Origin of the sequence: Lentibacillus sp. JNUCC-1, assembly GCF_009741735.1 — a bacterium.
GTDB lineage: Bacteria > Bacillota > Bacilli > Bacillales > Amphibacillaceae > Lentibacillus_B.
The window spans coordinates 591,837-603,708 of the sequence record NZ_WHOH01000003.1; the positions used below are offsets into that span (position 1 = coordinate 591,837).

Sequence of the window (11,872 nt, forward strand, 5' to 3'; positions counted from 1 at the left end):
GTTGTTTTTATTTTGGAAGCTGACCAGTGGCGAATATGCGGTCAGCCTGATTCTTATTTAACTTCGCCAATGAGTTCACCGACTTTTTCAGCAGTATAGGCACTTCCGCCTTTGTCTTCGGTGTGTTCAATCATCATTGCGATCAATAGATCTTTTTGGTCTGCTGTATACCCGACAAACCAGCCATTCTCTTGACCATCTTTATCTTCTGAGCTCAGTTTCAACTCAGCAGTACCGGTTTTTCCGGCAATGGCCACATTGTCTCGTTGTGCTGCATTTGCGGTTCCTTCTGCTACAACTTTGCGCAAATCTTCCTGCATTTGTTTGGCAACATCCTTAGACACGACATCTTCTTTCCAAATCTGTTCTTTATCTTCATCTGACAGTAAAACAGGTTTCAACATATCGCCTTCATTTAAGAATGGAGTGTATGAGAGAGCAAGATGCAAGGCGCTTATTTGCAATTGCCCTTGACCATATCCAGTGTTTGCGAGCATCACTTCATCTTTGATTTTCCCGTCACTTGAGATGGTAGATGTTTGGATGGGATAGCTGAAAGGCACATCTTCACCAAATCCAAATGATTCAAATCCCGAAACGAGTGCTTCACTTCCCATATCCACCGCTTGCATAGCAAAGTAAATATTATCTGAGCGGACAAGGGCATTTGTCAGGTCAACAGGTTCATTGGATTCAGACACACGTTTAACTTTGTAGTCGCCCCACCCTTCACCGTTGCTCCAGGTTAATCCATTTATTTTGATGCCTTCATTCCGATCGAGGGTGCCATTCTTTATGCCAATCGCTGCGGTGAGCGGCTTAATCGTTGACCCGGGAGAGTATGTTGCATTAAATTTGTTTATGAGCGGTAACTTTGGATCGTTCTCCATCTCCTGAACCATGCTGTAAGGCAGTCCAGCTGCCATATCATTCGGATTAAAAGCTGGGCTGCTGACCAGTGCTAAAGCTTCCCCTGTTTTTGGGTGAATCGCTGCAGCTGTTCCGGATTCATTGTCGAAGGATTCATATATTTTCTTTTGCAAACTGCCATCGATCGTCAGAACGACATTTTCTCCGTCTTTGACTGGCTTTTCTGCCAGCATAACGTCTTCATCAGATTCCTTTATAATCTGTAGCTGGATCCCTGCTTCTCCACGGAGTTTTTCTTCAAAAAGCTGTTCAATACCACGTTTTCCAATAATGTCATTTGGGTTGTATTGTCTGTCTTTATGATTCTCTATTTCTTCTGCGGTGACTTGCCCCACATACCCAATTAAATGAGCAGCCGCTTCATCCAGCGGATAGACTCGTCCGAGTGCGTTATCAAATTGGATGCCGCCGATGGATAGAAGCGCGTCTTTATTGCTGTCTGTTTTCATAATATTTTTTAATGGAACAAAGTAATCTGGCTGCACCCAGTCTTGGTTGAGTTTATTCTTGATTTTATCTGCATCCATTGTTAGTAAATCGGCGACTTTTTTAATGGTTGCGTCATTATTGTCAAATTTGCCGGGCACAATTCCGACCTCATATACTTCATCATTGAGAGCCAGTGGAATTTGGTTGCGGTCAACGATATCACCACGCTCCGGGTTGGTTGTATTGATGGCGATTTCTCCGCCGTCTTTCAAATCTGGGAAAATAAAACCTGGATTCCATTGCACAAACCAATTCTTCTCATCTTCTTCACCCTCTTGAACGAGCGTTGCGGTGTACTCAAAATCGATCCCACCTGCAACAGTGTTCATCTTTACAGAAAAGGGGTAAACAGCTTCTCCGTCGTCTATCGCTTTCTCGAGTTTCTCTTCTTTTAGCGATGAGTAGGAAATCTCAAGATCTTCTACATTGATATCTTTGTATATTTTTTTATATCGATCTATAAATGCTTCCTTGTCTGTCGGTTCATAGGCATCAGTTGGTTGTGTTGCCTGTAATTGATACATCTTGTCAAAGTCCTGATTTTGCCATGAATCAACAAAGGTCTCAAACCTCTCATTCGGTGACGGTTCATCATTTGAACAGGCACCTAAAATCAACAGTCCCAAAAGAACTGCCCAAACAATCTTCCTAGTCATAACCAACCCCCCTGAAATATAAAAAATCTGATTTAAGAATAACATCCTCTATATTACTCAACAATGATATACACTCACACTTATCTGAAAAAGCACAAAAAACCATTTCACAACAAACACAGACTGCGATATGAAAAAATCAGCTATGTGTCACTGTTTATGAATTTGCCGAATTAAGGCATCTAGCTTTAGATGTTTGGAAAAAAGCCACTCTGAGAGCAGAATGGCTTTGGTTATTTGGCGTTCATATGTGTCGTAATCTCCTGATTGATACGATTGATTTCGGCGTCAGGAACAATGTAGTACCAAACAGAATTAATGGTTTGACCCTGTCCTTTGATTTCCATTGTGTGGATATCTTTACGTGTATCTCGATAATTGCTAAATAACTTTTGCATTTGATTTTTATCAAGATTGGTTTCAACGTTCGTACCCAGTATGTTGAGGATCTCTCCGATTTTTGTTATGCCATTGAAGCTGGCGGTTTCATCCATCGCAGCTTTTATGACATTTCGCTGACGTTCGTTGCGGCCAAGGTCACCTCTTGGATCACCCTTGCGCATACGGATATATTTTAGTGCTTCGTCACCGTTCAAATGGATATTACCTTTTGGAAAATCTGCACCGCCTTGGGAAAAGGCCATTGAGTTTGTGACGGTGACACCACCCAGAGCATCTATACCCTGCTTGAAACCCTCCATGTTAACTTTGGCGTAGAAATGTACAGGCAGATCGAATGTATTTTCTACTGTCTCCACCGCCAAAGGCACTTTACCGAAAGCATAAGCATGGTTGATTTTATCCTTGCCGCGTCCGGGAATATTCACATAAGTGTCGCGGGGATACTCAGCATGGCCATTGAATCAGTCTTGGGATTCAGAGACATCAGAATCATTGTGTCTGACCGTCCTCTGTCACCAGGCCGCTCATCTACCCCAAGCAGTAGGATATTGATGGCATCAGTTTCCTTGAATCGCTTATCAAGTTCTTTCTGTCGTTCGGGATGCTCATCTCGTGCAAGTGGGTTGTGCATTGTTTCAAGTGTGTCACCTACCTGGTCCCACATATATAAAGCATACCCACCGACTAGGAGGATGACGGCAAGAAAGAACCCGCCTACCCACCAGGGCCACTTTCGTTTTTTCTGTTTACGTTTTTCCATTCTGGTTTGCACGTATCATTCTCCTCATCTGTCAGTTGGGGTGAAATTGAATGTCCACTGCTTAAATTATATCCAAAATAGTTCTTTTCGTCTAATATCACCTGAATAGGACGATAATATGAATGGTGTTTATTAAGACGCATAAGGGAATGTATATCTCTAAATCATTTACCTTAAGTGATATGGGACTAATGAAGGAAAGTTAGTATGGCTTAACAAACAAGAGGTAATTACGGTCATTTTTGTGATATACTATATATGAAAGAGGGTGTGAGAACTTGATCGGTGAAAACATCAAAAAATTGCGGCAAAACCGTGGTATGTCAATTTCAGAGTTGGCAGAGAAAGCAGGTGTCGCAAAATCATATCTGAGTTCAATTGAGCGAAATTTACAAAAGAACCCATCGATCCAGTTCATCGAAAAAATAAGCGATGTACTGAACGTATCGATTAATGTACTACTGAAAGAAGATCAGTCTGATGAAGAAATCGATCTTGACGCAGATTGGCTTGCTCTCGTTGACGAGGCTATGCATTCCGGGGTGTCAAAAGAAGAATTTAAACAATACCTCGAATTTATGAAATGGCGCAATCAGCAAGAAAGTTAATGTGTATGAGGAGATGGATCTACTGGGTATTTCCTGCTGTCTGGATGGGGGTTATTTTCTATGCTTCTTCACAACCATATGAGCAGCAGGACATTAAACCTTTCATGTCAGATACGTTTGATCTTTCTTTTTTGGAGCCGATGCTTACTCATTTTCAGCTTACCTATCATCAATCAGAGGTAAGTGTACAGGCATTGGGTGTGGACGGATTTATCGAGTTCTTTATCAGAAAAGGCGCACACTTTGGTGTGTTTTTTGTGTTGGCTTTGCTTGTTTACATTGCTTTGAAGAAAACGACCGCACTTTATTTCAGCGGACAGCTCGCTGTGTCATTTGTCTGGGCCGTTGCATACGCTGGAATAGATGAATGGCATCAAAGCTTCACGAGTAACAGAACACCTATTTCGGAGATGTTCTAATTGACGCTGCTGGTGCTCTGTCTGCCATAGTTCTGATTATGGTTTTCAGATTCGTCAGGAAGAGAAAGTTGAGAAAAATGTCATGAAACACTGTGACAATTTGACGAAATTGAAGTTAATTTGTTGTTCGTGACGTTTTCTATCATCTTGTTGTGGTATAGTACCATTATACTAAACTCTTTTTTAAAAGGCGGTTTAAAGCATGCGTGAACAAGAACACTATAAAGTAATGCTGAAAAAGTTAATAGATAAAACAGAAACAAACCGAATTCAAACTTCTGAAGAACTGATTCAGATGCTTGTTGAAGAATTGACTAGAGGCAAAGAGTTTGAACAAGGTTATGCTGAATAATAGACACGATCCGTATAAAGGTCTCGAAATGATGCACCATATGAGGCAGTAATTACTGGAGGGAACAATTTTGGAACTTGGAGAACCGATTTTAATTAAAAATGCGGACATCTATGTGGAAAACAGCCAGTGGCAGCACGGTTCAATCCTTGTTGAAAACGGCAAAATTGCAGCAATTAAGACCGATACTGAACTGGAAACACCTTCATCTGTGATAACCATTGATGGGAGCGGGTTACGCATTATACCAGGGTTTATTGACGGTCACATCCATGGTGCTGCAGGCAGCGATGTTATGGATGCGACAGAAGAAGCGCTCGATGCAATGGCGAAAGCGCTGCCTGAAGAAGGCACCACCAGCTTTTTGGCAACGACGATCACACAATCACCCGAAAATATTGAACGGGCACTGGAAAACATTGCATCGTATCAAAACAAACCTGGTCAAGCCCAGATGATTGGCGCACACTTGGAAGGCCCTTTTATAGAAGTGAGCAAAAAAGGTGCTCAGCCTGAAAAGTATATTATGAAACCTGATCTGGATGTGTTTAACAAGTGGCAAACACTCTCCGGAAACAACATCAAAACCATTACAATGGCACCAGAACATGATGAAGATGGTTCGTTTATCAAGGCTTTATTTGAAAAAGGCATTAATATTTCAGCAGGGCATACCGGGGCAGACTACGCTGATCTGAAAACAGCTGTCTCTTACGGTGTGCGTCAGTTGACACATATCTGCAACGCCATGAACGGGATTCACCACAGAGAAATTGGCGCAGTCGGGGCCGCCTTTCTTCTTGAAGAGCTGCGTGCTGAACTCATTGCGGACGGTGTTCATGTGGTTCCGGAAATGATGCAGTTGATTTATGACAACGTCGGCAGTGAACGACTCATTCTGATCACAGATGCCATGCGAGCCAAGTGTTTACAGCCGGGAGACTATGAGCTGGGCGGCCAGCCTGTCAAGGTCACTTCTGACAGAGCGATGCTTGAAAACGGCTCACTTGCCGGAAGTATTCTGAAGCTGCGTGACGGGGCTAAAAATATGCTGAAACTGGCTGGCGCAACGATTGAGGATGTCGTTGAAATGGCCTCAGCCAACCCTGCCAAACAAATTAATATGTATGATCGAAAAGGGCGCATTTTTGTCGGAGGAGACGCAGATCTCCTGCTGGTTGGTGAGGATTTGAACATACATTATACAATTAGCGGCGGAGCGATCGCTTTCAAGGAGGAATAGATAGTTATGGAATTAATCCGGGTGAAGGATTATGAAGAAATGAGCGCTAAAGCTTGTGAGTTGGTTAAAGAATTGATGAACACAGTTCAATCGCCTGTGCTGGGACTCGCCACAGGGTCCACACCTGAGGGACTTTATGAGAAACTTATCCATACATATGAAAATGGAGCTATATCGTTCTCGAATACAAAGACTTTTAATCTTGATGAATATGTCGGTCTTACAAAAGAAGATCCGAATAGTTATCATTATTATATGACTGAAAAACTGTTCAAACATGTTGATTTGAAAGAAGGTAATGCCCACCTGCCAGATGGTGCTGCAGAAGACAAGTCCCAGGCATGTGAAGATTATGAAAGACTGATCAAATCAGCCGGAGCGATTGATCTGCAACTTCTGGGTCTAGGGATGAATGGTCATATCGGATTTAACGAGCCCGGCACCGACTTTAAGAGCAGAACGCATATTGTGACGCTCGATGAGTCGACACGCCAAGCAAACGCACGTTTTTTTAATTCAATGGATGAAGTGCCAACTGAAGCGATAACGATGGGGATCCAATCGATTATGGAAGCCCGCCGTGTTGTATTGCTGGTTTCTGGAGAGAAAAAAGCAGAAGCACTGGCAAGTTTGGTGAACGGGGAAGTGACCGAAACCTTCCCGGCATCTATTTTGCAACAGCATTCAGATGCTGTGATTATTGCTGATGAAGGTGCCTGTTCACAATTGCGGTGAATAACAAAGGGACTAAAGTCTTGATGCTTTAGTCCCTTTCGTTTTATGAGGTTAAAGTATAAAATTTGGAAAAGGCGTTCATTTATCGGTTACAGGGAACTCCATATACATTTGATCTATGGTTTTAAGTACAGCCTGATCACTCGTCAGGTCTGTTATCCAATCGATAAAAGCTTGCTCCTCACCAATTGCTACATAAACGATGAACTCAACTTGTTCGAGATAATGAATATCTTTAAGGAAATGATCTGATTGGCGCAGAACGTTTTCAAGTTTTCCGAGCAGCGGATAATCGACTGTGACAGATACACCTTGCGTGAGCTCCCGCTTGACGATGCCTGTTTCTCTAATGGCTTGGGATGTCGTGCTGCCGTATGCACGAATTAATCCCCCTCCCCCTAGTTTGATACCGCCGAAGTAACGCGTAACGACGACCGCCGTATCTTTCAGGCCCATCTTTTTCAGGACTTCAAGCATAGGGACTCCCGCTGTTCCGCTGGGTTCGCCATCATCGTTTGCTTTTTGAATTTGATCATTTTCTCCGATCATATAAGCTGAACAATTATGTGTGGCATCGTGGTGCTTTTTTTTGATTGATTGAATGAATTCAGCAGCTTCTTCTTCGGTTTCCACACGCCGAACATATCCGATGAAGCGTGACTTTTGAATGACTTGTTCTGAGCTGCCGTTTTTGTTTACTGTAAAATAACTCGATAACATCTTGCATTTCACCTCCAAAACGCACATTATAGAATGATAGATGGTTTATATTGAAACAGATTGTACTATTATAACATAGGTTGGTGAGATAAATGGTCGAGCTGACAAAAGAAGGTATCTTAGACAAGGTTATAGAAGAAATGGTCGAAGTCGTGGAGTCGAGTAAAGATGAGATCTTCACAATTGGAGATAATGCACGTGCCGAATACGAACGACTGGTCAATGAACTTGAAGATACAAAAGACAAAGTTGTCGGATTGATTGATGATGGAGATGATCTCGAAAAGAAAGTGCGTCTGTCTCGCCAGAATCTATCACGGGTAAGTAAGCATTTTGATCAGTATTCAGAGAATGAAATTAGAGATGTATATGAACGCACACATGAACTACAAACCCGCTTGGCGATGATGCGCCAAGCTGAGGCTTCTCTCAGACAAAAACGTGACGAATTGGAACGTCGGTTGCAGACGCTCTACGGGACAATAGAACGTGCGGAGACATTGACCCGAAAAATATCGGTTATTTTAAAATACTTAACAGATGATTTCCAGCAAATGAATATGATGCTTGAAGAAGCGAAAGAAAAACAGGAATTCGGACTTAAAATTATTGAGGCACAAGAGGATGAACGACGAAAGATCTCCAGAGAAATTCATGATGGCCCAGCCCAGATGCTTGCCAATGTCCTCCTCCGATCAGAAATTGTTGACCGTACATTCCGAAGCGGAAATCTTGAGGAGTCTCTAAATGAAATCAAAAGCATGCGTAAAATGATTCGCTCTTCGTTATATGAAGTCCGACGTGTCATTTACGATTTGCGTCCAATGGCGCTGGATGATCTTGGACTCTTACCGACCATGCGGAAGTACGTTGACACCATGGCTGAGTATAATGATATTGAGATTGAGCTCACGACAATGGGCAAACAGGAACGTTTACCGCAGAAATATGAAGTTGCATTTTTTCGTCTTGCACAAGAAGCCTTGCAAAATGCGATCAAACATTCTGCAGCTTCGTTAATTCAAATCAAGCTTGAAATCAATAACCGCTTTATGTTTCTCGTGGTGAAGGATAATGGAAAAGGTTTTGACCCAAATCAGAAGAAGGAAGAATCTTTTGGACTGATTGGCATGCGGGAGCGCATCGATATGCTGGAAGGTTCCTTCACAATTGAATCTGCAAAGGGTAAAGGCACAAGCCTCATCATAAAAGTACCACTCTAACTAAAGGATATAAAAAAATCGAAAGGTCAAATAAAAAGAAGGTGTCAGTATACTTATTTTCATTTACAAGTATACTAGATTCAATAGATGACCTGGTTATGCACATTAAAAGGCAGGAGGAACGAGAAAATGGGAAATAAAATTAAAGTAATCCTCATTGATGACCATAAGTTGTTCCGGGAAGGCGTCAAACGCATTCTTGAATTTGAACCCGGACTCGAAGTTGTTGCAGAAGGGGAAGACGGGTCATGCGCCCCCACACTTGTTAAAAAACACCGGCCTGATGTTGTTTTAATGGACATCAATATGCAGAATGTCAATGGAGTGGAGGCTACAGGCACGCTTGTAAGAAGCTTTCCAAACACACGTGTCATCATCTTGTCCATTCATGACGATGAAAGCTATGTCACACATGCTTTGCAGACAGGCGCCCAAGGTTACCTTCTGAAGGAAATGGATGCCCATGCGCTGGTTGAAGCCATCAAAGTAGTCAGCGAAGGCGGTTCATACCTGCATCCGCGCGTAACCCACAACCTCGTTAAAGAATATCGCAGGCTGATTCGGGAGAGCGAATCCGTCTTAACAGCTACCGGCATTGAGTATGAAAAGCCTGTTCATCTATTGACAAAGCGAGAATGTGAAGTCCTGCAGCTGCTTGCTGAGGGCAAGAGTAATAAATCTGCAGCAAAAGCTCTATACATCAGTGAGAAAACCATTAAAAACCATGTCAGCAACATATTACAAAAAATGAACGCAACGGACCGCACACAAGCTGTTGTTGAAGCCATCAAGAAAGGCTGGGTCGATGTTATTTAACACTGACTCAACAGTAGTGGTCGAAATTTAAAGGAGAGAAACCTTAAATGAAAGTAGCTGTTGTGACAGATAGTACAGCATATTTGCCTGAAGAGATCTTAGACCGACATGGCATCCACATCGTTCCACTCAGTGTCGTATTTGGCAGTGATGCCTATCGTGAAGGAATTGATATTACAACAGAAGACTTTTATAAGAAAGTCAAAGAGGCAGAAAATCTGCCTAAAACTTCTCAGCCCTCAATAGGCGAGATTGAAAACAAATATCGTGAGCTGGCTGAGACTTATGATGCAGTTATTTCCATACATTTATCAAGCGGTATCAGCGGCACATACCAGGCGGCGGTCACAGCTGGACATGCAGTCGAAGGAATTGAGGTTTATCCGTTTGATTCAGAAATCAGCTGCATGGCCCAAGGCTTTTATTGTATTGAAGCAGCTCGGCTTGCTTCAGATGGTGCGGAACCCGAAACGATTACGGCGCGCCTTGATGAAATGAAACAGCACATGCGCGCGTATTTTATGGTAGACGATTTAACCCACCTCCAGCGCGGCGGGCGGTTGAGCAACGCTCAGGCATTTGTGGGCAGTCTCCTTCAGGTGAAGCCTGTGCTGCACTTTGAGAATAAGGTCATTGTGCCGTTTGAAAAAATTCGCACCCGCAAAAAGGCAATCAGACGTATTGTGAACATGTTAAAAGAGGATTTGTCGTCTGGGGAAACCTATCACATTGTATTTATTCATGCTAATAACGAGTCAGCAGCTATACAGCTGAAAGAAGAAATCGCTGAGGAATATCCCAAGACAGAAAATATGATCAGTTATTTTGGTCCTGTGATCGGCACGCATTTAGGTGAAGGTGCACTCGGGATCTGCTGGTATAAGCAATAATTCTATTCTTTTGATTCTGGAACTGCCCTATAAGGTCAGTTCCTTTTAAGCATTTTAACCCATTTACAAGAAGAAAAGAGTGATAACTCTATGTCCTTCCAATCCAAGCCTCATTTACCTTCGACTCTGCATCTTCGTGAGCTTTCTATTAAGTTTGCCGGTAAGTTGCTGCTGCGTGATGAGTTGAATCTGATTACGTCCGATATTGAATTATTGATCAGCCAAGGTTGCCTTCAGCCCCTCCCTTCTTTTGAACATCGGTTAACAGGGCCAGAGTGCGCCCGCTGCGGCAACCGGAAAAACTCGCTTATTGGCCATTTGTCTTGTGCTAGTTGTGGAGAAGAGCATATCTATTGCCGGAAATGCATTGAGATGGGCCGAGTGCTTGCCTGTCAGCCCCTCTATGCATGGGCAGGCGCCGAAGCAGATTGGCCGACACATCCGGCTCCATGTACATGGACAGGAGAACTCACACAAGCTCAGCAGCAAGCGGCTGATTCCGTTGCCTCGGCCATACAAACCAGGATGCCGGAGCTTTTGATTTGGGCGGTATGTGGTGCCGGCAAAACTGAAATGCTCTTTCCGGGAATTACGCAAGCTTTGCAGCTGGGTTTGCGGATTTGTATCGCGACTCCCCGAGCTGATGTGGTCAGAGAACTGAAGCCTCGTATACAAAAAGCTTTTGCTGAAATTCCCGTTCAAGCTTTATATGGCGGCAGTCCTGAAAGGGAGGCGTCTGCTCAGCTTATACTGGCTACCACCCATCAATTGCTTCGATTTAAGTCGGCTTTTGACGTTATGATTATTGATGAAATTGATGCCTTTCCCTTCCATGCTGATCCATCGCTCCCATTTGCAGCAAACCGAGCAAAGAAATCTGTCTGTACAACGATCTATTTAACAGCCACTCCCCGAACACAGCAACAGCGTTTGCTCACCAATAACAAACTGCCCCATGTGTTTGTCCCAACCCGTTACCATGGTCATCCCTTACCCGTTCCTAGTATGCACATGACTTTTCAGCTTCAAAAAAACCTTCGCGAAAATCGTTTGTCTCAAACTTGTGTCCAGTGGATGCGGAATCGTGACAACATGGACAGACAGTTGCTCATATTTGTTCCCGCCATTGCCTTGGCAGACAATCTCGTTGAGTCCGTTAGAGAATTGTTTTTGAAAGAAGGCTGGATTGAGGAGAACGCTCAAGTGTGCGCCGTTCATTCCGAAGATCCGAATCGAACAGAAAAAGTAGAACGCTTTCGCCAAAAAAAGCTCAAAGTCATCATTACCACCACCATACTGGAAAGAGGGGTAACTTTCCCTTCTGTAGATGTGATGGTTCTTAATGCAGGCCACGAGGTTTTTGATGAAGCTGCTCTTGTTCAAATTGCCGGACGAGCCGGGCGAAGTTCAGATGATCCGTATGGTGAGGTCGTGTTTTTTCACGATGGGAAGACCGATGCAATGGTCCAGGCCATTCGCCATATCCGCCTGATGAATGAGCGGGAAGGGTGGCGATCATGATCTGCTTATATTGTGACATGGATATCATCAGTCAAACAACATGGCGTACTGTATTGTACCCCCCTAAACTGAAGCCGATATGTTCAGATTGCTTTGAGCAGCTTCACT

13 protein-coding genes are annotated in these 11,872 nt (G+C 43.3%); 9 read left to right on the top strand and 4 right to left on the bottom strand.

The genetic code is table 11. The features are described from left to right. Positions 1-53: 53 nt before the first annotated feature. The 3 genes from JNUCC1_RS13445 to JNUCC1_RS19305 all read right to left on the bottom strand — a co-directional run bounded on the left by JNUCC1_RS13445 (position 54) and on the right by JNUCC1_RS19305 (position 3,249). Entirely contained in the window at positions 54-2,075 is a 2,022-nt protein-coding gene (locus JNUCC1_RS13445; RefSeq protein WP_156645956.1) for a penicillin-binding transpeptidase domain-containing protein, read from the bottom strand. Positions 2,076-2,308: 233 nt separating this feature from the next. After that, complete coding sequence (locus JNUCC1_RS19300; RefSeq protein WP_331713783.1) at positions 2,309-2,902, bottom strand: LCP family glycopolymer transferase; 594 nt, start codon at positions 2,900-2,902, stop codon at positions 2,309-2,311. Beyond that, entirely contained in the window at positions 2,899-3,249 is a 351-nt protein-coding gene (locus tag JNUCC1_RS19305; RefSeq protein ID WP_331713784.1) for a hypothetical protein, read from the bottom strand. Before JNUCC1_RS19305 ends, JNUCC1_RS19300 begins: the two co-directional genes overlap by 4 nt. A gap of 266 nt (positions 3,250-3,515) precedes the next feature. Between JNUCC1_RS19305 and JNUCC1_RS13455 the strand changes: the two genes are divergently transcribed. The 5 genes from JNUCC1_RS13455 (at position 3,516) to nagB (ending at position 6,594) form a co-directional block, all read left to right on the top strand. Next, positions 3,516-3,845, top strand: a complete 330-nt coding sequence (locus JNUCC1_RS13455; protein ID WP_156645957.1) for a helix-turn-helix domain-containing protein — start codon at positions 3,516-3,518, stop codon at positions 3,843-3,845. A gap of 5 nt (positions 3,846-3,850) precedes the next feature. After that, positions 3,851-4,264, top strand: a complete 414-nt coding sequence (locus tag JNUCC1_RS13460; protein ID WP_231784220.1) for a VanZ family protein — start codon at positions 3,851-3,853, stop codon at positions 4,262-4,264. Between the two features lie 202 nt (positions 4,265-4,466). Further along, positions 4,467-4,616: a hypothetical protein gene (locus JNUCC1_RS18315; protein WP_197431747.1), complete on the top strand. Its 150-nt coding sequence runs from the start codon at positions 4,467-4,469 to the stop codon at positions 4,614-4,616. A 67-nt stretch (positions 4,617-4,683) separates the two neighbouring features. After that, the gene (gene nagA, locus JNUCC1_RS13465; RefSeq protein WP_442915502.1) at positions 4,684-5,859 is read left to right on the top strand and encodes an N-acetylglucosamine-6-phosphate deacetylase; all 1,176 of its coding nucleotides are present in this window, start codon (positions 4,684-4,686) and stop codon (positions 5,857-5,859) included. Between the two features lie 6 nt (positions 5,860-5,865). After that, entirely contained in the window at positions 5,866-6,594 is a 729-nt protein-coding gene (gene nagB, locus JNUCC1_RS13470; protein WP_156645959.1) for a glucosamine-6-phosphate deaminase, read from the top strand. Between the two features lie 78 nt (positions 6,595-6,672). On the opposite strand, the gene JNUCC1_RS13475 is transcribed toward nagB, so the two are convergent. After that, complete coding sequence (locus JNUCC1_RS13475) at positions 6,673-7,314, bottom strand: YigZ family protein (protein WP_156645960.1); 642 nt, start codon at positions 7,312-7,314, stop codon at positions 6,673-6,675. 92 nt (positions 7,315-7,406) lie between these two features. On the opposite strand from JNUCC1_RS13475, the gene JNUCC1_RS13480 reads away from it, so the two are divergent. The 4 genes from JNUCC1_RS13480 (at position 7,407) to JNUCC1_RS13495 (ending at position 11,764) form a co-directional block, all read left to right on the top strand. Beyond that, positions 7,407-8,537, top strand: coding sequence for a sensor histidine kinase (locus JNUCC1_RS13480; protein ID WP_156645961.1), 1,131 nt, complete (start codon positions 7,407-7,409; stop codon positions 8,535-8,537). Between the two features lie 129 nt (positions 8,538-8,666). Next, entirely contained in the window at positions 8,667-9,353 is a 687-nt protein-coding gene (locus JNUCC1_RS13485; protein WP_156645962.1) for a response regulator, read from the top strand. 47 nt (positions 9,354-9,400) lie between these two features. Further along, on the top strand, positions 9,401-10,243 hold the full coding sequence (locus JNUCC1_RS13490; protein ID WP_156645963.1) for a DegV family protein: 843 nt from the start codon (positions 9,401-9,403) through the stop codon (positions 10,241-10,243). 90 nt (positions 10,244-10,333) lie between these two features. Then, positions 10,334-11,764, top strand: coding sequence for a DEAD/DEAH box helicase (locus JNUCC1_RS13495; protein ID WP_156645964.1), 1,431 nt, complete (start codon positions 10,334-10,336; stop codon positions 11,762-11,764). Positions 11,765-11,872: the final 108 nt, after the last annotated feature.